Source organism: Paracoccus sp. SMMA_5_TC (genome assembly GCF_009696685.2).
Taxonomy (GTDB): domain Bacteria; phylum Pseudomonadota; class Alphaproteobacteria; order Rhodobacterales; family Rhodobacteraceae; genus Paracoccus.
Map to the genome: position 1 here is coordinate 2,581,513 of NZ_CP102355.1, position 19,774 is coordinate 2,601,286.

Annotated in this window: 17 protein-coding genes and 1 tRNA gene; 6 read left to right on the forward strand and 12 right to left on the reverse strand. The window is 67.6% G+C overall.

The annotated features are described in order from the left end of the window. Window positions 1-19: 19 nt before the first annotated feature. The 7 genes from GB880_RS13315 to GB880_RS13345 form a co-directional block, all read right to left on the reverse strand. A complete protein-coding gene (locus GB880_RS13315) occupies window positions 20-1,651 on the reverse strand; it encodes an alpha-D-glucose phosphate-specific phosphoglucomutase (protein ID WP_154550502.1) in 1,632 nt (543 codons plus the stop codon). A 74-nt stretch (window positions 1,652-1,725) separates the two neighbouring features. Further along, on the reverse strand, window positions 1,726-2,577 hold the full coding sequence (nadC, locus tag GB880_RS13320; protein ID WP_154492798.1) for a carboxylating nicotinate-nucleotide diphosphorylase: 852 nt from the start codon (window positions 2,575-2,577) through the stop codon (window positions 1,726-1,728). Continuing rightward, window positions 2,574-4,142 carry an L-aspartate oxidase gene (locus GB880_RS13325; RefSeq protein WP_263467187.1) on the reverse strand — a complete coding sequence of 523 codons (1,569 nt, stop codon included), beginning with the start codon at window positions 4,140-4,142 and terminating at the stop codon, window positions 2,574-2,576. Before GB880_RS13325 ends, nadC begins: the two co-directional genes overlap by 4 nt. A 1-nt stretch (window position 4,143) precedes the next feature. After that, window positions 4,144-5,196: a quinolinate synthase NadA gene (gene nadA, locus GB880_RS13330; RefSeq protein ID WP_154494626.1), complete on the reverse strand. Its 1,053-nt coding sequence runs from the start codon at window positions 5,194-5,196 to the stop codon at window positions 4,144-4,146. 134 nt (window positions 5,197-5,330) lie between these two features. Next, complete coding sequence (locus GB880_RS13335; RefSeq protein ID WP_263467188.1) at window positions 5,331-5,984, reverse strand: aminotransferase class IV family protein; 654 nt, start codon at window positions 5,982-5,984, stop codon at window positions 5,331-5,333. Next, window positions 5,927-7,081 (reverse strand): aminodeoxychorismate synthase component I, encoded by a 1,155-nt coding sequence (locus GB880_RS13340; protein ID WP_154494367.1) that lies wholly within the window; start codon window positions 7,079-7,081, stop codon window positions 5,927-5,929. The genes GB880_RS13335 and GB880_RS13340 overlap by 58 nt, the downstream gene beginning before the upstream one ends. Beyond that, window positions 7,078-8,262, reverse strand: coding sequence for a GAF domain-containing sensor histidine kinase (locus tag GB880_RS13345; RefSeq protein ID WP_195840868.1), 1,185 nt, complete (start codon window positions 8,260-8,262; stop codon window positions 7,078-7,080). The genes GB880_RS13340 and GB880_RS13345 overlap by 4 nt, the downstream gene beginning before the upstream one ends. A gap of 145 nt (window positions 8,263-8,407) precedes the next feature. Between GB880_RS13345 and GB880_RS13350 the strand changes: the two genes are divergently transcribed. Together GB880_RS13350 and GB880_RS13355 are read left to right on the forward strand one after the other, a co-directional pair. Continuing rightward, the gene (locus GB880_RS13350) at window positions 8,408-9,634 is read left to right on the forward strand and encodes a putative DNA modification/repair radical SAM protein (protein ID WP_154494365.1); all 1,227 of its coding nucleotides are present in this window, start codon (window positions 8,408-8,410) and stop codon (window positions 9,632-9,634) included. Continuing rightward, entirely contained in the window at window positions 9,634-10,485 is an 852-nt protein-coding gene (locus GB880_RS13355; protein WP_154494364.1) for a TIGR03915 family putative DNA repair protein, read from the forward strand. The genes GB880_RS13350 and GB880_RS13355 overlap by 1 nt, the downstream gene beginning before the upstream one ends. Window positions 10,486-10,554: 69 nt before the next feature. On the opposite strand, the gene GB880_RS13360 is transcribed toward GB880_RS13355, so the two are convergent. Beyond that, window positions 10,555-11,196 (reverse strand): SCO family protein, encoded by a 642-nt coding sequence (locus GB880_RS13360; protein WP_154494363.1) that lies wholly within the window; start codon window positions 11,194-11,196, stop codon window positions 10,555-10,557. 184 nt (window positions 11,197-11,380) lie between these two features. Between GB880_RS13360 and GB880_RS13365 the strand changes: the two genes are divergently transcribed. Together GB880_RS13365 and pdxY are read left to right on the forward strand one after the other, a co-directional pair. Then, window positions 11,381-12,163, forward strand: coding sequence for an MOSC domain-containing protein (locus GB880_RS13365; RefSeq protein ID WP_154494362.1), 783 nt, complete (start codon window positions 11,381-11,383; stop codon window positions 12,161-12,163). Continuing rightward, window positions 12,160-12,987 carry a pyridoxal kinase gene (pdxY, locus tag GB880_RS13370; RefSeq protein ID WP_154550716.1) on the forward strand — a complete coding sequence of 276 codons (828 nt, stop codon included), beginning with the start codon at window positions 12,160-12,162 and terminating at the stop codon, window positions 12,985-12,987. Before GB880_RS13365 ends, pdxY begins: the two co-directional genes overlap by 4 nt. On the opposite strand, the gene GB880_RS13375 is transcribed toward pdxY, so the two are convergent. The 4 genes from GB880_RS13375 to GB880_RS13390 form a co-directional block, all read right to left on the reverse strand. Next, window positions 12,984-15,314: a Tex family protein gene (locus GB880_RS13375; protein ID WP_263467189.1), complete on the reverse strand. Its 2,331-nt coding sequence runs from the start codon at window positions 15,312-15,314 to the stop codon at window positions 12,984-12,986. The two genes, pdxY and GB880_RS13375, sit on opposite strands and share 4 nt — an antisense overlap. Window positions 15,315-15,400: 86 nt before the next feature. Next, the gene (locus GB880_RS13380) at window positions 15,401-15,868 is read right to left on the reverse strand and encodes a hypothetical protein (protein WP_154494428.1); all 468 of its coding nucleotides are present in this window, start codon (window positions 15,866-15,868) and stop codon (window positions 15,401-15,403) included. Window positions 15,869-16,126: 258 nt separating this feature from the next. Next, entirely contained in the window at window positions 16,127-17,533 is a 1,407-nt protein-coding gene (gene glnA, locus GB880_RS13385; RefSeq protein WP_154494430.1) for a type I glutamate--ammonia ligase, read from the reverse strand. Window positions 17,534-17,607: 74 nt separating this feature from the next. Next, entirely contained in the window at window positions 17,608-17,946 is a 339-nt protein-coding gene (locus GB880_RS13390; RefSeq protein WP_154494427.1) for a P-II family nitrogen regulator, read from the reverse strand. A 158-nt stretch (window positions 17,947-18,104) separates the two neighbouring features. On the opposite strand from GB880_RS13390, the gene GB880_RS13395 reads away from it, so the two are divergent. After that, a complete protein-coding gene (locus tag GB880_RS13395; RefSeq protein ID WP_263467190.1) occupies window positions 18,105-19,643 on the forward strand; it encodes an NAD(P)H-hydrate dehydratase in 1,539 nt (512 codons plus the stop codon). Between the two features lie 37 nt (window positions 19,644-19,680). After that, window positions 19,681-19,765 (forward strand) — tRNA-Leu (locus GB880_RS13400). Window positions 19,766-19,774: the final 9 nt, after the last annotated feature.

A 19,774-nucleotide genomic window follows, 5' to 3' on the forward strand; every position in this document is an offset into this window, starting at 1 on the left:
CCGCCGCGCGCCGCCGAACTCAGGTGATCACATCGGGCTGGCTGCGGCCGGTGCGGGCGCCGATCCCGGCCAATTCGTCAGCGGCGCGAATGATGCCCGCCAGCGCCTGCTGCGGGTCGTCCTGCATCCGCGCGGGGTCGGTCTCCAGCCGCTCGAGATAGACGCGCAGGGTCGCGCCCTCGGTGCCGGTGCCCGACAGCCGCAGCACGATGCGACCTCCGCCTTCGGTGCGGATGCGCAGACCCTGCCCTTCGGCCCGCGACCCGTCCACCGGGTCGTCATAGGCGAATTCGTCCGCAGCCTCGATCCGCAACCCGGCGACGGTCTGGCCCGGCAGATCCGGCAATCGGGCGCGCAGATCGGCCATCAGCGCCTGCGCAGCAGCCGCATCGACCGCCTCATAGTCGTGGCGGGAATAGTAATTGCGGCCAAAGCGCGCCCAGTGTTCCGCCATGATCTGCGCCACGGGCTGGCGCCGCGCCGCCAGCACGTTCAGCCAGAACAGAACCGCCCACAGCCCGTCCTTTTCGCGCACATGGTCCGATCCGGTGCCCGCGCTTTCCTCGCCGCACAGCGTGGCGCGGCCGTCATCCAGCAGATTGCCAAAGAATTTCCAGCCGGTCGGGGTCTCGTGGCAGGGAATGCCCAGCGCCGCAGCCACCCTGTCCACTGCGCCCGACGTCGGCATCGACCGCGCCACCCCGCGCAGCCCGCCGGCATAGGCCGGCACCAGATGGGCATTGGCCGCCAGCACCGCCAGGCTGTCCGAGGGCGTCACATAGGCCCCTCGCCCCACGATCATGTTGCGATCCCCGTCCCCGTCCGAGGCGGCGCCGAAATCCGGCGCGTCGGGGCCGAACATGGCCTGCATCAGCTCGCGCGCCCAGATCGGGTTCGGATCGGGATGGCCGCCGCCGAAATCGGGGCTGGGTTCGGCATTCACCACCGACCCGGGGGCGGCGCCCAGATCGTGCTCGAGAATGGCGCGCGCATAGGGGCCGGTGACGGCGTGCATGGCATCGAACCGGATCCGAAAGCCCGAGGCGAACAGCGCCCGGATGGCATCGAAATCGAACAGGCGCCGCATCAGCGCGTGGTAATCGGCAACGGGATCGACCACCTCGACCTGCATCCCGCCCAGCATCCGCATTCCGGGCTCCGACAGGTCCACGTCCTGCGCGTCAAGGATGCGGTATTCGCTCAGGCTGCGGCTGGCGGCATGAATGGCGTCTGTCACCGCCTCGGGGGCGGGGCCGCCGTTGGCGATGTTGTATTTGACCCCGAAATCGCCCTGCGGGCCGCCCGGATTGTGGCTGGCCGACATGATTATGCCGCCATCGGCCCCACGCTGGCGGATCAGGTTCGAGGCCGCCGGCGTCGACAGCAGCGCGTTGCGCCCCACGATCACCCGCGCCGCACCCGAGGCCGCGGCCATGCGCAGGATCACCTGCGCCGCGCGATCGCTGAAATAGCGGCCGTCGCCGCCCAGCACATAGGTCTTGCCCTCGGCGCCGCCGGTCCCGTTCCAGATCGCCTGCACGAAGTTTTCCAGATAGTGCCGCTGCATGAACACCGGCGTCTTCTTGCGCAGGCCCGAAGTTCCGGGCTTCTGGCCGTCGATGGGCTGGGTGGGGACGATATGGATGGTCATGAAAGCTCCTGTCGGCCGTTGCCGGGCCCATGCTTGGCAGCTTGGCCGCGCGCAGGCAATCCCCCGGTCCGGGGCTAGAAATCCAGGCCCAGGTCCAGCGTGCGGGCCGAATGGGTCAGCGCCCCCACCGAGATGTAATCGACCCCGGTGGCCGCCACCTCGGCGATCCGCGCCAGGCGCATGTTCCCCGATGCCTCCAGAATCAGCCGGCCTTGCGTCATGCGCACGGCCTCGGCCAGGGTGGCGGTGTCCATGTTGTCCAAAAGCACCACATCGGCCCCGGTCTCGTCCAGCACTTCGGCCAGCTGGTCCAGCCGGTCGACCTCGATCTCGACGCGCATCATGTGCGAGGCGCGGGCCTTGACCGCCCGCAGCACCGGCCGGATGCCGCCGGCGGCGGCGATGTGATTGTCCTTGATCAGGATCGCATCGGACAGGCTGAAACGGTGGTTGAAACCGCCGCCGTGCAGCACCGCCTGCTTTTCCACCAGCCGCAGCCCCGGCGTCGTCTTGCGGGTGCAGGTGATGCGGGCGCGGGTGCCGGCGGTCTGGGCGACGTATTCCGCCGTCTGGCTGGCAATGCCGCTGAGCCGGCCGGCAAAGTTCAGCGCCACCCGTTCCCCGGTCAGGATCGAGGCCGCCTCGCCCTCGATCTCGGCCAGCACCGCGCCCTTGTCAAAACTTGCGCCGTCCCCGACCAGCGCGCGAAAGGCCAGGCCCGGATCGACCAGGCGAAAGGCGATGGCCGCCAGCTGCATCCCCGAGGCCACCCCCGCCTCGCGCGCGACGATACGGGCGCGGTAACGGGTGCCGGCAGGGATCACGGTGCGGGTGGTGATATCGCCATAGGTGCCCAGATCCTCGATCAGCGCGGCCCGCACCAGCGGCTCGAGGATCAGATCGGGCAAGGGGGGCATCGGGGTCATGGCTTCCTCTGGGTGATGGCATCGCGCAGCTCCAGCGCCTGGGCCAGGGTCATGCGCGAACGCTGGCCCTGCGCATGTGTCTGCGGAAAATCGCTGCGCCAATGGGCGCCGCGACTTTCCTGACGCAGCAAGGCGGCGGCGGCGATCAGCGTGGCGGTCGCGGTCATGTTCAGCAGCGCCGGACAGTCGGGCTGGGCGGCCTCGACCGCCGCGATTTCGCGCAGGCAGGCCTCAAGACCCTGGGCGTCGCGAATGACCCCGGCACCTCGTGTCATCGCCTGACGCAGCCGTGTCACCAGCGCCGGGTCCGGGCCGGGTGCCGGAGGCAACGCTGGCAGCACGACCGGCTCGGCAGCCACGGGCGCCGCGCCCAGGGTCTGCCCGATCGACAGCGCACAGCGACGGGCATAGACCAGCGCCTCGAGCAGTCCGTTCGAGGCCAGCCGGTTCGCCCCATGCAGCCCGGTCGCAGACGCCTCGCCGCAGACCCACAGCCCGGCCAGGCTGGCGCGACCCTGGTCGTCCACCGCCACCCCGCCCATGTGATAATGCGCCGCCGCCGCCACCGGAATCTGCTGGCGGGTGGGGTCGATCCCCGCCCGCAAGCAGGCCCCCGCCACGGCCGGGAAATCGTCCAGTATCCGCGCGCCCAGACAGGCACGCGTGTCCAGCATCGGCCGCAGCCCGGCCTGGGTCTGGGCAAAGATTGCCCGCGCCACCACGTCGCGCGGCGCCATTTCCGCATCGGGGTGCAGCGCCAGCATGAAGCGTTCGCCCCGGCTGTTGACCAGCACCGCCCCCTCGCCGCGCAGGGCCTCGGTCGCCAGGGGGGCGGGATCCTCGCCGATGTCGATGGCGGTCGGGTGGAACTGCACGAATTCGGCATCGGCGATCACCGCCCCGGCCCGGGCCGCCATGCCCATGGCCTGGCCGCGGATGCGCGGCGGGTTGGTGGTCACCGCATAAAGCCCGCCTGCGCCCCCGCCCGCCAGCAACACCGCCGGCGCCAGCAGCCGCAGCGGCGTCGAAACCTGCGGGCCCGCCAGACACAGATCGACCCCGACGACGCGGCCCCCATCCACGCAAAAGCCGGTCGCCATCACCCCTTCCAGCACCTGGACCGAGGGCGTCGCCCGCACCTGCGCCACCAGCGCCTGCATGATCTCGGCACCGGCCTGATCGCCGCGCACCCGCACCACACGCGCGAAACTGTGCGCAGCCTCGCGCGACAGCACATAGCTGCCGTCCGGCGCGCGATCGAAGGGTGTGCCCAGTTCGGTCAGGTCCAGGATATGGGCCCGCGCCTCTTCGGTGACCATGGCGGCCACGGCGGCGTCCACGGTTCCGGCGCCCGCCCGAAGGGTGTCGCGGGCATGGGCCTGGGCGCTGTCGGCCGGGTCCATCGCCGCGGCCACGCCGCCCTGCGCCCAGGCCGAACTGGCGCCCTGGCCCAGCGTTTCGGGCGAAATCATCAGCACCGGCCGCGGCGCCAGCTTCAGCGCCGCGTAAAGCGCCCCCAGGCCGGCGCCGACGATCACCACCCGCGGCGTCGCCAGCTGCGCCATTTCAGCCGGCAATCCGGCGCGACAGGTCGATCATCCGCTGCACCGCCCGGCGCGCGGGTTCGGCCACGGCGGGATCGACCTCGATGGCGGTGGTCATGGTGTGCAGCGACCACAGCACCTTTTCCAGCGTGATCTTCTGCATATAGGGGCACATGTTGCAGGGGCCCAGGAACTCGACATCCGGGTTCGCGTCCGAGATGTTGGCCGCCATGGAACATTCGGTGACCAGCATCACCTGCCGCGGCTGTTCGCGTTCCACCCAATCCTGGATATTCGCGGTCGAGCCGGCATAGTCCGCCTCGGCCACGACATCGGGCGGACATTCGGGATGGGCAATGATGCGGATGCCCGGATTCCATTCGCGGAAATCGCGCAGATCCTGGGCGGTGAAGCGTTCATGCACCACGCAGGCGCCGTCCCACCAGACGATGCGCTTTTGCGGCACTTTCCTGGCCACGTTCTGCGCAAGCCACTTGTCCGGGGTCATGATCACGGTATCGCCGTCCAGCGCCGCCACGATCTGCGCCGCATTGGCCGAGGTGCAGCAGATGTCCGAGGCAGCCTTTACCTCGGCGGTGGTGTTGACATAGCTGACCACCGGCGCGCCGGGGAAGCGCGCGCGCATCTCGGCGATGCCCTCTGCGGTGATGCTTTCGGCCAGCGAACAGCCTGCCTCCATGTCGGGCATCAGCACGGTCTTGGCCGGGTTCAGGATTTTCGAGGTTTCGGCCATGAAATGCACGCCGCATTGCACGATCACGTCGGCCTCGACCTCGGTGGCCTTGATCGCCAGGTGCAAGCTGTCGCCCACGACATCCGAAATGCCGTGATAGATCTGCGGCGTCATGTAGTTATGTGCCAGAACGACCGCGTTGCGCTCCTTTTTCAGCCGGTTGATGGCGGCGACATAGGGGGCATGGATCGCCCAGTCCGGCCAGGGCATCACCCGACCCATGCGGGCGTGGATGTCGGCCATGGCCTCGGCCAGTTCCAGCGAGGGCGCCAGATCGTAATGCGAGGCCAGCTCGCTGCGGATATGGGTCAGGTCGAGCATCTGTTCCCCCCTGGCTCTGCCTGCTGCACAAAGGCCCCGAACGCGCCCGCGGCCCCGAGGTCTCGTATCGCGCGGTTACTAAAAGAAAGCTGCGGGCACGGCAACGCAAATGCACCGCGTGCCACCAAAAGGCGCTAGCACCCGTGCCATTGTGCCGGGATCAGCCCGCGCAGGGCGTTGCCCACCCACAGCCGCACCTTGGGCAGATCTTCGGCCAGCAGGATTTCCTCGTGGCATTGGCCGCGCGCCAGCATGGTCCCCCGCAAGACGCCAGGCAACAGGCCGCAGCCAAGGGGCGGCGTGCGCAGCCCTTGGCCGCGGTCAAAGAACAGCGTGGTGATGCTGCCGTCGCAGACCTGTCCGTGCTGGTTCAGGAACACCACCTCGTCCAGCCCCGGCGCCAGCGCGGCGCGGGCGGCATCATAGGCCGCCCGGCGCGTGGTCTTGAGCCGCAACCACGGATCGTCGGCATCCAGCCGCGCCGCCGCCAGGCCCAGGCGCCATTCTGCCGCCGCAGCCGGCAGCGGCCCCGATTGCAGCGACAGGCCGCCCGCACGATCCAGCGTCAGGCGCAGGCGCGCGCCCTGCCCGGCCGGCCCGGTCAGCGCACGCCGCGCCGCCGCCAGATCGCAGGGCCAGCCCAGCGCCGCCGCCCCCCAGGCAAGGCGCGACAGATGCGCCTCGAGCAGCGGACAGTGGGTACCGTCCCACAGCACGGTTTCGATCAACCTCAGGTCGGGGTCGTCAGATCCTGCACGAAACGCGCTTTCCACAACGCTTCCTCCCATTCGCCATCCGGGGTCGAATCCTGCACGATCCCGCCGCCCACATTCAGCGTCACCTCGCCATCGGGCCAGACCGACAAGGTCCGGATGGCGACAGAAAAACAGGCCGCGCCATCCGGTGCCATCCAGCCGATCGCGCCGCAATAGATGCCGCGGGCAAATGGCTCGACCTCGCGGATGATCTGCATGGCCCGGATCTTGGGCGCACCGGTGACCGAGCCGCAGGGAAACAGCGCCCGCAACAGCGGCTCCAGCGCGGCCGGCTGTTGCAGGCGGCCGGTCACGCGCGAGCTCATCTGATGCACGGTGGCGAAACTGTCCACGGCGAAGAGTTCCGGCACCCGCACCGAGCCTGGATGCGAGATGCGCGCGATGTCGTTGCGCAGCAGATCGACGATCATCAGGTTTTCGGCGCGGTTCTTTTCCGATGCCGCCAGCGCCGCCGCCAGCGCCGCATCGCGCTGCGGATCGGGGTCGCGCGGGGCCGTGCCCTTCATCGGGCGCGTCTCGATCACGCCTTGCGCGTCAAGACGAAAGAACAGTTCTGGCGAGCGTGAAACCACGATGGGTCCGCAGCCCGGATCGGCATAGGCGCCAAAGCCGACCGGCTGGCGCGCGGCCAGCGCGGCGTAGAGTTCCCAAGGATTGCCCTGGCGCAGCCGGCTGGCGATCGGAAAGGTCAGGTTGATCTGATAGCAGTCTCCGGCGGCAATATAGTCCAGCGTGCGGTCAAAGGCGCGACGATAGTCACCGGGTGCAATCATCGGGCGCAGCGGATCCAGCCGCACCGCCGGCGGGGGCGGCAAGGCCGGGGCTGGGCCGGGGGCGTCATAGGCCCCCATGGCCAGCAAGGGGCCGCGCCGCGCATCGGGCATCTGTGCGGCCAGCGCCGGTTCCAGCGCATAGCCCAGTTCATAGGACAGACAGCCGGCAATCCACGCGCCCTGCCTGCGCAGATGTTCCAGCCGCTGCAGCGCCGGGGCAACCTCGGCCGGGGTTTCGGCCACGACCGTTTCCGCCGGGCCCTGAAACAAGGCCGGGCCCTGGGGGCCGAAATCGCACAGCAGGCTGCCCGGCGGCGGGGCGGGTCGCGTGGTCATGCGCAGCCAGCGCCCAGCGGCATGGTGAAGGTAAAGCGGGTTTCGGCCGGCGACGAGGTCACGCCCAGCGTGCCGCCATGCCCGCGCGCGATCTGGGAACAGATGTAAAGCCCCAGACCCAGCCCGCCATGGGCGCTGTCTGCCTGGCGGAAGAACGGCTGGAAAAGGCGCTGTTGCACCTCGGGCGGGATCGGAGTGCCAGCGTTGGACACCGATAGGCAAAAGTTGTCGGCATCGGTCACCGCCTCGAAGCGGATTGGTTGATCCGGGCAACCATGCGTCACCGCATTGCCCAGAAGGTTCGACACCATCTGCGCCATCCGGCGCGGATCGACCGCCACCGGCCGGTCGATGCTGATCCGGGGCTCGATGCTGCGATCGGGATGGGCGCGCAGGATCTCGCCCAGCGCCTGCTGCAACGTCTCGGCCAAGGGCACGCTGGCATCGGGCACGATCTCGATGCCCTGCGACAGTCGGCCGCGCGCCAGATCCAGCAGATTGTCCACCAGGTCTGTCATTCGGTCCACGGTCTGCTGCATGGTCACAACCAGCTGCGCTTCTTCCTCGGCAAGATCGGCGCGCGCAAGGATATTGGTGCCCGCGCGCAGCGCCGCCAGCGGATTGCGCAGATCATGGCCCAGAACCGCCAGGAACTGTTCGCGCAGCCGACCGATCCGGCGGCTTTCGCCCAGTTCCGCGCGGCCATCCCGCAGCGCCCGCCTGTCATCGATGGCGCGGCCGATCATCTGCGCAAACAGCCGGCACATGGGCAGGGCGGGGCCGCTCAGCAGAGGCACGGGCGTGGCACCGATCGCACAAAGGGTGCCGAAAACCGTGCCGTCGCCCAGCAGGATCGGCACCGAAAGATAGCTGCTGAGCCCGTATCGCGCCGGCACCGGATGGTCGGCATAGACCGGGTCGCGGGTGATATCCTCGATCACGATTTCCTGACGCAACTGCGCCACCTGGTGGCACAGCGTCGCCTCGGCCGGCAGCTGCTGGCCCGCCGCCAAGCCCGAACGCAGATGATCGGCCACCGCGCAGGCGGTCCACTGCTGCCCGGCCACGCGGCTGATGGCGGCAAAGCCCATGCCGCTGGTCTGGCAGACGACCTTCAGCAGATCGGGGACGAAGTCGATTTCGCCAATGATTTCGACCCAGTTTTCAGTGGCGGCGGACAAGCGTTCTCTCCTGCATTTCGGCGGCACGTTATCTTCTTGCAGAAACCTCGTCACGCGGTTTCGCAGGCGCGCCGCATCGCTGCCATCCGCCCGCCGCGCCCATGCCGTATTGCAGGCCACGGAAAGAACATTTATAGAACATTGCATGAAACGTTCCTTGCAGGACCGCCTGGCCATCCTGGCCGACGCGGCCAAATACGATGCCTCCTGCGCCTCCAGCGGCACCCGCCGGCGCGACGCCCGCCAGGGCGGCCTGGGCTCGACCGAGGGCATGGGCATCTGTCACGCCTATACGCCCGACGGGCGCTGCATCTCGCTTCTGAAGATCCTGCTGACGAATTTCTGCATCTATGACTGCGCCTATTGCATCAATCGCAGTTCCAGCAATGTCGCCCGCGCCCGCTTCAGCCCCGACGAGGTGATCTGGCTGGTGCTGGAATTCTACCGTCGCAATTATATCGAGGGCCTGTTCCTGTCATCGGGCATCGCGCGCAGCGCCGATCACACCATGGAACAGATGGTGCGGATCGCCCGCGACTTGCGGCAACGCCATGGCTTTCACGGCTATATCCACCTGAAAACCATCCCCGAGGCCTCGCCCGATCTGATCGCACAGGCTGGCCGCTATGCCGATCGGTTGTCGATCAATGTCGAACTGCCGACCGATCGCGGCCTGGCCGATCTGGCCCCCGAAAAGCGGCCGGGTCAGATCCGCGGGGCCATGGCCGACCTGCGGCTGCGGATCGAAGCCGCAGCCGAGCCCACCCTGCGCGGCCGGCGCCAGGATTTTGCCCCGGCCGGGCAATCGACGCAGATGATCGTGGGCGCCGACGGTGCCGATGACGCCACGATCCTGGGTGCCTCGGCCCGGCTTTACGACAGCTATGCGCTGAAGCGGGTCTATTATTCCGCCTTCAGCCCTATCCCCGATGCCTCGTCGCGGTTGCCGCCGGTGAAACCTCCCTTGCTGCGCGAACACCGCCTGTATCAGGCCGACTGGCTGTATCGGTTCTATGGCTTTTCGATGCAGGACATTACCAGCGCCCGACCGGACGGCATGCTGGACCTGGACCTTGACCCCAAGCTGGCCTGGGCGCTGGCCCATCGCGCCGCCTTTCCCGTCGACATCAACCGCGCCCCGCGCGAGATGCTGTTGCGCGTGCCCGGTCTGGGGCTGCGCACGGTCGAGGCGATCCTGAGCGCGCGCCGTCACCACCGCCTGACGCTTGATGATCTGGGCCGGCTGCGGGTGTCGTTGCGCAAGGTGCGCCCGTTCGTCTGCGCGCAGGGCTGGACGCCGCTGCGCCTGATCGACCGCAGCGACCTGCGCCAGATGTTTGCGCCGCCCCCGCAGCAACTGGCGCTGCTGTGATGCGACTGACGTTGCGGTCACAGGCCGATGCGGCCGAATGGCGCCAATTGGCGCGGGCGGCGTTTCAGGCCGGGTTGCCGCCGGAGGCGACGCGCTGGCAGGTGGATCCCGCCGCGCCATCCTGCCCGAAGGATGCAGGCCCCGCCATCCGCCCGCCGCCGCGCGTGCCGCGCGCCTTTCCCGATCTGGCAGCCAGCGCGCTTTGCCACGTTGAACCCGCGCGCTTCGAGCTGCTTTACAGCCTGTTGTGGCGCCTGCAGGATCGGCCGCAATTGCTGGACGATGCGACGGACCCCCAGGTATCGCGCCTGCGCCGGCTGACCCGGGCCGTGCGGCGCGATTGCCACAAGATGCACGCCTTTCTGCGCTTTCGCGAGTTGCCGGGCGATGGTCGGCGCCGCTTTGTGGCATGGTTCGAGCCCGATCATCACATCGTGGCCCGCGCCGCACCCTTTTTCGCTGCCCGCTTTGCCGACATGGACTGGCAGATCCTTACCCCTCGGGGCAGCGCCTGCTTTCACGCCGGCCGCCTGCGCTGCGACGAACATCCCGCCGCCAGGCCCGACCTGCCCACGGACGCGACCGAGGAATTGTGGCGCAGTTACTATGCCGCCACCTTCAACCCCGCTCGGCTGAAACTGCGGGCGATGCAATCGGAAATGCCCCGCAAATACTGGACCAACCTGCCCGAGGCGCAGCTGATCCCCGACCTTGTCGCGGGTGCCGAGGCCAGGGTGCGCGCCATGCAGCATCAGCCGCCGCGACAGCCGCCCGCTTTTCACGAACGCCTACAGGCCCGGCGCCAGGCGCAGGGCGCGACTGGCAAGGCTACCCCTGACGATCAGGGATGACATCGCCCTTTGTGACTTGAGGCGCGGCTTGCTGCTGACGCGCTGATGTGACCGGGCCGTGACGCCGCCTTACCCCTGCACCAGTGCGCGCAGGCTGGCCATGGTGCGGTCGTGATCCTGCTGATAGCCGATCAACCCGGCATAGGCGCCGTCGCGATCGAAGAGCAGCATCATCGAGGAATGATCCATGGTGTAGTCGCCGCCCTCTTGCGGCACCTTGCGCGCATAGATGCGGAATGCCTTGATCGCCTTGGCCATTTCCTCGGGTGATCCGGTGACGCCGGTCACGCCCGGCACCCAGGACAGGTATTCGCGCAGCGTCTCGACATCATCGCGTTCGGGGTCGACGGTGACAAAGAACACCCGCAACTTGTCCGCGTCCGCGCCCAGTTCCTCGCGCCAGGTGGCGATGTCGCCCAGCGTCGTGGGGCAGACATCCGGGCAATGGGTAAAGCCGAAGAAAACCGCCGAGGGCTGACCCTTCAGGGTTTCCTGGCTGAACGTGCTGCCATCGGTCGCGGTCAGCGCATAGTCGCCCTGCCCCAGGCTGGCCGCCCCCACCGCGGCGACCGATCCCCCGTTGCCGTGAACCGCGGCCAGACGCGGGGCCACGAACTGAAACCAGGCCACCGCCGCCAGCGCGGCCGCAACCAGCAACCACAAGGCCAGGCGCAAGGCCCCGACGCTGGATCCGGTTTTCCGCTGTGCCATCTGACTCTCCTGCCTTGCGCGCATCGCTGCCCCCTTGGGGGCCGGGCATGATCTGGCCGCTGGGCTGGCTGCTGTCAACCGGCTGCGCCATCGCCGCGCGCGACAAATCCGCGCGGCGGGCGGGGTGTTGTGCCTGGCCGCGCCACGGTTCATGCTGCGGCTTGCGGGTGAAAAGGGATATGTCATGTGGGACACGCTGCTGCTGATCGGAAAGGCCGCGCCGCTGGGTGACAGCGGCCTGGACAGCGCCATTGACAAGCGGCCGGTCGATCAGCCGCTGTTGCTGACCGCGACAGGCTTCGTCGGCGACGAGCAGGCCGACCGCCGCGTGCATGGCGGGCCGGAAAAGGCGGTCCATCACTATCCCCGCGATCATTACCCGACCTGGACCGGCGAATTGGCGGGGCTTTCAGGATCCGCGCCGCAGCCGGGGGCAACGGGGGCGCCAGCCCCCGCGGCGCGGCCTGCCCTCGATGGGCAGGCCGGGGCGGGCGCGCTCATCTCGGTGCAGACACTCCTCGCCCGACCAGGTGCCTTTGGCGAAAACATCTCGGCCACCGGCCTGACCGAAACCGATGTGGCGGTGGGCGACATCTTCCGCCTCGGCCGCGCCCTGGTGCAGGTGTCGCAGGGCCGACAGCCGTGCTGGAAACTGTCGCGCCGCTTCGGGGTGCCCGACATGGCCCGCCGGGTCCAGGACAGCGGCCGCACCGGCTGGTATTACCGCGTGCTGGAACCGGGCCCGGTGGCGCCCTGCGACCGCCTGATCCTGGTGGATCGCATCGCCCCAGACTGGACGCTGCACCGGCTGTGGCACGCGCTTTATGTCGAACGCCTGAACCGGGACGAACTGAGCGCCATCGCCGCGCTCGACATCCTGTCAGAGGGCTGGCGCCGCTATGCCGTGCGCCGGCTGGAAAGCGGTAGGGTCGAGGACTGGGCCCCCCGGCTCGAGGGCCGCGCATGAGCCTGATCATCTCGATCCAGAGCCAGGTGGTGATGGGCCATGTCGGCAATTCGGCGGCGGTCTTTCCGCTGCTGGCGGCCGGGCATCAGGTCGCGGCGGTGCCGACGGTCATCCTGTCCAACATCCCCGAATACCCGACGCTGCGCGGCCGCCCGCTGCCCGAGGATTTCTTTGCCGAATTGCTGCAGGGGCTTTGGGACCGGGAACTGCCGCAGCGTGCGGATTTCCTGCTGTCGGGCTATCTGGGCACGGCCGGAAATGCCCGGCTACTGGCCGATTTCGTCGCCCGCGCCAAGGCCGAAAACCCCGGCCTGCGCTATTACTGCGATCCGGTTCTGGGCGATGACGACCCAGGGCTTTATGTCCCGGCCGAAATAGCGCATATCCTGCGCGACCGGTTGTTGCCGCTGGCCGATCTGGCCTCGCCCAATGGGTTCGAGCTTGCCTGGCTGACCGGCACGCCCATTCGCAACCTGCGGGACGTGGACCGTGCCGCCCGGCAATTGCAGCTGGCTGCGGGGGCGCGGCTGATCGTGACCGGCTGCACCCTGGCGGACACCGCCCCCGGGATGATCGAAACCCTGATCCTCGATCAACAGGGCATTATCCGGCACCCCGCGCCGCGCCTGCCGGTGGCGCTGGCCGGAACCGGCGACCTGTTCGCAGCCCTGGTCACCGCATCGCTGGCCCAGGGTCAGGATCTGAACCAGGCGGTCGCATTTGCCCAGGCCCAGACCGCCCGCGCCCTGGCCGAAGGGGCGCGGCTGGGCCAGCGCGAAATCGCGCTGTCCGACCCGCAGTTCCGGGCCGCGCTGCTGGGCTAGCCCTTGCGCAGCGCGTTCATCAGGGCCGCGCCCAGCGCCCCGGGCTGATCCTGGACGCGGCCCGCGCCCTTGCTGGCCGGCGGCTTGGCCGCACGCGCATCCCGGCTGTCGCGGGTCGAGCCGCCACCATCCCGATTGCCACCGTTCTGGCCGCCGCCATCCTTGCGCATGGTCAAGCCGATGCGCTTGCGCGCCACATCGACCTCGGTCACCCGCACCTTGACCACATCGCCCACCTTCACGACCTCGTTCGGATCCTTGACGAAGCGGTCGGCCAGCTGGCTGATATGGACCAGCCCGTCCTGATGCACACCGATATCGACAAAGGCGCCAAAGGCCGCGACATTGGTCACTGTGCCCTCGAGCAGCATCCCCGGACGCAGGTCGCCGATCTGCTCGACCCCATCCGCGAAACTGGCGGTGACAAAGCTGGGGCGCGGATCGCGGCCGGGCTTTTCCAGTTCGGCCAGGATGTCGCGCACCGTAGGCAGGCCGAAATCGGCATCGACGAAATCCTGCGCCCGGATGCCGCGCAGTGCTTCGGGTTGCCCCATGATCTGGCGGATGTCGCGGCCGCAGGCGGCGACGATGCGGCGGGCCAGCCCATAGGCCTCGGGATGCACGGCCGAGGCATCCAGCGGCTCGTCCCCGTCGCGAATGCGCAGGAAACCGGCGCATTGCTCGAACGCGCGCGGTCCCAGCCCCGCAACCTTCTTCAGCGCCGCGCGGCTGCGAAAGGCGCCGGCGGCATCGCGATGGGCAACGATGGCCTGCGCCAGTGCCGGACCCAAACCCGCGACATGCGCCAGCAAGGGGGCCGAGGCTGTGTTCACATCCACCCCCACCGCGTTCACCGCGTCCTCGACCACCGCCTCGAGCGTGCGGGCCAGCTGGCGTTGATCGACGTCATGCTGATACTGGCCCACGCCGATCGATTCGGGCGGCACCTTGACCAGTTCGGCCAGCGGATCCTGCAACCGCCGTGCGATCGACACCGCCCCGCGCAGCGACACGTCCAGATCGGGAAACTCCCGCGCCGCCAGTTCCGAGGCCGAATAGACAGACGCCCCCGCCTCGCTGACGATGACCTTGACCGGCGCCTTGACTCCCGCCGGCAGCTTCCTGAGCACCTCGGCAACGAAGCGCTCGGTTTCCCGGCTGGCAGTGCCATTGCCGATGGCTACCAGTTCGATGCCATGGCGGACGATCACGGCGGCCAGCTGCGCCTCGGCTTCGCGCAGCTCGGACTTTGGTGGGAACGGATATAGGGTTGCCGTCTGCACCAGCTTGCCGGTGGCATCTACCGCGGCCAGCTTGACCCCGGTGCGGATGCCGGGATCAAGCCCGATGGTCGGCCGCGGCCCGGCGGGCGATGCCAGCAGCAGGTCCTTGAGGTTGCGGGCAAAGACCCTGATCGCCTCGGCATGGGCGCGGCTGCGCAATTCGGTCAGCAGATCGACATACATCGTATTCGACAGCCGCACCCGCCAGCACCATGCGGCGACCTTGCGCAGCCATTGATCGCCCGGATGTTCGCCCAGCGGCGCCAGTGCCGCACAGATGATGGCTTCGGCGCGCGCCGCACCACCCTCGGCTGGCGGGGCGATGTCGATGGTCAGCACCTCTTCCCTGGCGCCGCGCAGGATCGCCAGCGCCCGATGAGCGGGGATGCTGGCCCATTTTTCCGCATGATCGAAATAGTCGCTGAACTTGGCCCCGGCCTGTTCCTTGCCAGCCACGACCTTGGCGGCGATCACCGCCTCGGCCTGCATATAGGCGCGCAGACGCCCCAGCAGGTCGGCGTTTTCGGACAGCTCCTCGACCAGGATGTCGCGCGCCCCGTCCAGGGCGCCCTTGGCATCCGGCACGGCATCGGAAACATATGCCGTGGCCAGATCCTCGGGCGCGGCGCGGCGGTCGGCCTGAATGGCGCGCAACAGCGGCTCGAGCCCGTTTTCGCGGGCGATCATCGCCTTGGTGCGCCGCTTGGGTTTGTAGGGCAGGTAGATATCCTCAAGCGCGGCCTTGCTGTCGGCCGCATGGATGGCGCGAGCCAGATCGTCGGTCAGCTTCCCCTGACTGCGGATCGATTCCGTAATCACCGCCCGGCGCGCCTCAAGCTCGCGCAGATAGGACAGGCGCTCGGCCAGGCTGCGCAACTGGGTATCGTCCAGCCCGCCCGTCACCTCCTTGCGATAGCGCGCAATGAAAGGAACCGTCGCCCCGCCGTCAAGCAAGCCCGTGGCGGCAGCAACCTGGGCGGGACTGGCGTTGATTTCAACCGCAATGGTTCGGAAAATTCTGTCGGCTGCGTTCAAGTCTGGCATCCCCTGCAATCAGAAGGATGTCATAGACGATGCATCATCCGCATGAAAGCACTGCCGCCAGAGACGCTTTCAGCGCATGACGCGCCTCAGGCGATATTGGCCTGGGTTGCGCGCAAGCGCGCTTCAAAGCGGGGGGCAAGGCTGGGCATACGCATATCGCCCTTGGCCGAATCCATCGCTTGCCACAGGTCTGCCAGCACGGGCCAGTTCAACCCCAGCGGACCCTGGGTTTCCACAAGCCGCACCCGACCGTCCTGACGGCGCAGAGCCAGCCCCCGCAGCAGCGAATTCAGATGCGCGATCACCTCGGCCTCCAGTTCCGGGTCCACCTGCGCTTCGGCCAGGGCAAGCAATCCCGCACAATCGCCATCCAGATAAAGGCCTTGTGCCTCCAGCAGGTAGGTTTCGCAGATGGAAAAGCCCAGATCGCACCAATCCGTCATCGTGCCACCAAAGGCAATCTGCCCGTCGTCCGGCAGATGAGACCGCAGAGCGGCCGACTGATCGGAGTGACGCGCCGCACTGCTCATGCCCATGTTACCGCTTCCAAACATGAATGACCAACCTTCAATTGATTTACCGCTTAACAAGTTCAATTTTAGGGAATTGGTTCCCTGTGCCTAGCTAACCTTTCGGTCAGGTCGAAACAAGTTGAGGATTTTATTTCATAACATTGTTATTTATATTGAATTTCTTCAGAGCATCTTGTTTGGCGCACCAACCGATGGTTGTGACGAAGCAAATTCACCCTGTCCCGCCATGAAAAATGGCCGCCCCAGAGGGACGGCCAGAGGCATCGCCGCAGGCGGCAATCAGCAGCTGTAATACATCGCGTATTCGATCGGGTGCGGCGTATGCTCATAGGCATAGACCTCTTCCCATTTCAGCTTGATATAGGCCTCGAGCTGGTCGCGGGTGAACACATCGCCCGCCAGCAGGAAGTCCATGTCCTTCTCCAGTTCTTCCAGCGCCTCGCGCAGGCTGCCGCAGACCGTCGGGATCTCGGCCAGTTCCTCGGGCGGCAGGTCGTAAAGATCCTTGTCCGAGGCAGGGCCCGGATCGATCTTGTTCTTGATGCCGTCAAGACCGGCCATCAGCAGCGCGGCAAAGGCCAGATAGGGGTTGGCCGCCGGATCGGGGAAACGGGCCTCGACGCGCTTGGCCTTGGGGCTTTCCGTCCACGGAATCCGCACGCAGCCCGAACGGTTACGGGCCGAATAGGCGCGCAGCACCGGGGCCTCGAAGCCGGGGATGAGCCGCTTGTAGCTGTTGGTCGAGGGGTTGGTCAGCGCGTTTAGCGCCTTGGCGTGCTTGAGGATGCCGCCGATGAACCACAGCGCCTCCTGGCTGAGATCGGCGTATTTGTCGCCGGCGAACAGCGGCTTGCCATCCTTCCAGATCGACATGTTGACGTGCATGCCCGAGCCGTTGTCGCCCTTCATCGGCTTGGGCATGAAGGTCGCGGACTTGCCATAGGCATGGGCGACGTTGTGGATGACGTATTTGTATTTCTGGATGTTGTCGGCCTGTTCGACCAGTCCGCCGAAGATCATCCCCAGCTCATGCTGGGCGGTGGCGACCTCGTGGTGGTGCTTGTCGACCTTGATGCCCATGCGCTTCATCGTCGACAGCATCTCGCCACGGATGTCCTGGGCGGCGTCGATCGGGTTCACCGGGAAATAGCCGCCCTTGTGGGGGGCGCGGTGGGCCAGGTTGCCGTCCTCGTAATGGGTGTCGGTGTTCCAGGCGGCGTCGGCCGAGTCAATCTCGAACGAAACCTTTTGCGGCGTGATCGAATATTTCACGTCGTCGAACAGGAAGAATTCAGCCTCGGGGCCGAAATAGGCGACATCGCCGATGCCCGAGGACTTCAGATAGGCCTCGGCCTTGGCGGCGGTGCCGCGCGGATCGCGGGGATAGGCCTCACCGGTGTCGGGCTCGACCACATTGCAATGCACGCACAGCGTCTTTTCGGCATAGAACGGATCGATATAGACCGAGGACGGATCGGGCATCAGCTTCATGTCGGACTGGTCGATCGACTTCCACCCGGCGATGGACGAACCGTCGAACATGAAGCCTTCCTCGAAGAAGTCCTCGTCGATCAGGTCGACGACCAGCGTCACGTGCTGCAGCTTGCCCTTGGGATCGGTGAAGCGGACGTCGACATATTCGACCTCTTCCGTCTTCAGCAGATCCAGAACGTCCTTGACTTTCATTATGGTCATTCCTCCGTCAGTCGTCCCGGCGGCAAGGCCGGGCCATGGTGTCGTTTTGGTTGGCGGGCAAGGGATCAGACGGCGTCGTCGCCGGTTTCCCCGGTGCGGATACGGATGGCCTGTTCGACCGGGATGATGAAGATCTTGCCGTCGCCGATCTTTTCGGTGCGCGCCGCCGAGATGATCGCATCGACCGCCGCATCGACCATATCGTCGGGCAGCACCATCTCGATCTTCACCTTGGGCAGGAAATCGACGACATATTCCGCGCCGCGATACAATTCGGTATGCCCCTTCTGGCGGCCAAAGCCCTTGACCTCGGTCACTGACAGGCCCTGGACCCCGACTTCCTGCAGGGCCTCTTTGACGTCGTCCAGTTTGAAGGGTTTGATGATGGCTTCGACCTTCTTCATCGCCTTGTCCTTCTTTCGCGGCTTGCCTGCGTCCTGATTGGCGGGTTTGATGGGGCACGTCCATGCAGGTGAGCCCCCGCGATGGACCAGAGACCCGGATTTCGGCCGGTCTGCACAATATTTCATCATATTGCCTGAAAAATGGGCGAACAGAGACCATGAGCGAGCAGATCCTGACGATTCGGCAGATGCGGGCAGTCGAAGCTGCCGCGATGGCCTCGGGTGTGGCAGGTCGCGTGTTGATGGCACGCGCCGGCGCGGGTGTGGCGGGCATCCTGGCGCAGGCGCGCAGCGGCGAGCGCAGGCGGGCGGTGATCCTGTGCGGACCGGGCAACAATGGCGGCGATGGCTATGTCGTGGCGCGATTGCTGCGCGATCAGGGCTGGCATCTGCGCGTCGCGGCCCTGGCCGCGCCGGCGACGCAGGACGCCGCCGACGCGGCGCGGGCCTGGACTGGCCCGGTTGTCGCGCATGACAGCTTGCGCCCCGAGGATTTCGGCCCCGCCACGGTCTGCATCGACGCGCTGTTCGGGACCGGACTTGGACGGCCCATTCCGGCTTCGGCGCTGGGACTGCTGCAACAGGCGGCTGGCTTGGGCAGCCCGATCGTGGCGGTCGATATCCTCAGCGGAGTTTGCGCCGACAGCGGCCGGGTGCTGGGCGGGCTTGATCTGCCATCGGCGGCGCTGACCGTCACCTTTCACCGCCCCAAGCCCGGACATCTGCTGGCGCAGGGCGGCGATCTGGGCGGGCTGCTGCGCGTGGTCGATATCGGGCTGGAACCCTGGGCCAAGGTCGCTGGCCCAGACATCCGCCGGGCGGGGCCGTTGCCGGCGCTGCTCAAGCGCGCGGGGCATAAATACGATCATGGCCATGCGCTGATCCTGGCCGGCGGGCCGGGCAAGGGCGGGGCCGCACGGCTGGCGGCAAGGGCGGCGCTGCGCAGCGGCGCGGGGCTGGTGACCCTGGCCTGCCCGCCCGAGGCCCTGGCCGAAAACGCCGCGCGGCTGGATGCGGCGATGCTGCGCGCCCTGCCCGATGCCGCCGCGCTGGGTGCAAGCTTGCGCGACCCTCGGCTGACCGCACTGTGCCTTGGCCCGGGGCTGGGTGTTGATCGCGCGCCGGCGCTGGTCGAAGCGGCGCTGTCCTCCGGCCGACCCTGCGTGCTGGATGCGGATGCGCTGACTGCCTGGGCGGAAAATCCCCCGGCGCTGCTGGCGCAGCTGCATGGGGATTGCGTGCTGACCCCGCATGGCGGTGAATTTGCCCGGCTGTTTCCCGACATCGCCGCCACACTGGCGGCGCCGGCCGACCGCGGCCCGGCCTTTTCGCGCCTGGACGCGGCGCGGCTGGCGGCAGCACGGGCGGGCTGCGTGCTGCTGCTCAAGGGGCCGGACACGGTGGTGGCCGCCCCCGACGGCGGGGCGTTCATCGCGGCGGCGGTCGGCGAACAGGCCGCGCCCTGGCTTGCCACCGCTGGCTCGGGCGACGTTCTGGCCGGTCTGATCTGCGGATTGCTGGCGCGAGGGTTTGCCCCGCTGACGGCTGCAGCGACCGCCGCATGGCTGCATGCCGAGGCGGCGCGCGGCTTTGGCCCCGGCCTGATCGCCGAAGATCTGCCCGACCGGATTCCGGCGGTGCTGCAAAGCGTCGAGCGGCTTTTTCCCCCTCGCACCGCCGGCGCAGCTTTGCTATAGCGGCCGCGGCCCGTTCGATCGGGGACGGGGCCTTCGTGCGGGTGTGGCGAAATTGGCAGACGCACCAGATTTAGGTTCTGGCGCCGCAAGGCGTGGGGGTTCAAGTCCCTCCACCCGCACCATCGATCTGT

What these genes read in the sequence shown, in the direction of transcription:
- GB880_RS13350 (WP_154494365.1), top strand. Translation starts at nt 8,408, where the DNA reads ATGAAACGTTCCTTGCAGGACCGCCTGGCCATCCTGGCCGACGCGGCC.
- GB880_RS13395 (WP_263467190.1), top strand. Translation starts at nt 18,105, where the DNA reads ATGAGCGAGCAGATCCTGACGATTCGGCAGATGCGGGCAGTCGAAGCT.
- GB880_RS13360 (WP_154494363.1), bottom strand. Translation starts at nt 11,196, where the DNA reads ATGGCACAGCGGAAAACCGGATCCAGCGTCGGGGCCTTGCGCCTGGCC.
- GB880_RS13365 (WP_154494362.1), top strand. Translation starts at nt 11,381, where the DNA reads ATGTGGGACACGCTGCTGCTGATCGGAAAGGCCGCGCCGCTGGGTGAC.
- GB880_RS13325 (WP_263467187.1), bottom strand. Translation starts at nt 4,142, where the DNA reads ATGGCGCAGCTGGCGACGCCGCGGGTGGTGATCGTCGGCGCCGGCCTG.
- GB880_RS13355 (WP_154494364.1), top strand. Translation starts at nt 9,634, where the DNA reads ATGCGACTGACGTTGCGGTCACAGGCCGATGCGGCCGAATGGCGCCAA.
- glnA (WP_154494430.1), bottom strand. Translation starts at nt 17,533, where the DNA reads ATGAAAGTCAAGGACGTTCTGGATCTGCTGAAGACGGAAGAGGTCGAA.
- GB880_RS13340 (WP_154494367.1), bottom strand. Translation starts at nt 7,081, where the DNA reads ATGACCACGCGACCCGCCCCGCCGCCGGGCAGCCTGCTGTGCGATTTC.
- GB880_RS13375 (WP_263467189.1), bottom strand. Translation starts at nt 15,314, where the DNA reads ATGCCAGACTTGAACGCAGCCGACAGAATTTTCCGAACCATTGCGGTT.
- GB880_RS13335 (WP_263467188.1), bottom strand. Translation starts at nt 5,984, where the DNA reads ATGGGAGGAAGCGTTGTGGAAAGCGCGTTTCGTGCAGGATCTGACGAC.
- pdxY (WP_154550716.1), top strand. Translation starts at nt 12,160, where the DNA reads ATGAGCCTGATCATCTCGATCCAGAGCCAGGTGGTGATGGGCCATGTC.
- nadA (WP_154494626.1), bottom strand. Translation starts at nt 5,196, where the DNA reads ATGCTCGACCTGACCCATATCCGCAGCGAGCTGGCCTCGCATTACGAT.
- nadC (WP_154492798.1), bottom strand. Translation starts at nt 2,577, where the DNA reads ATGACCCCGATGCCCCCCTTGCCCGATCTGATCCTCGAGCCGCTGGTG.
- GB880_RS13315 (WP_154550502.1), bottom strand. Translation starts at nt 1,651, where the DNA reads ATGACCATCCATATCGTCCCCACCCAGCCCATCGACGGCCAGAAGCCC.
- GB880_RS13380 (WP_154494428.1), bottom strand. Translation starts at nt 15,868, where the DNA reads ATGTTTGGAAGCGGTAACATGGGCATGAGCAGTGCGGCGCGTCACTCC.
- GB880_RS13390 (WP_154494427.1), bottom strand. Translation starts at nt 17,946, where the DNA reads ATGAAGAAGGTCGAAGCCATCATCAAACCCTTCAAACTGGACGACGTC.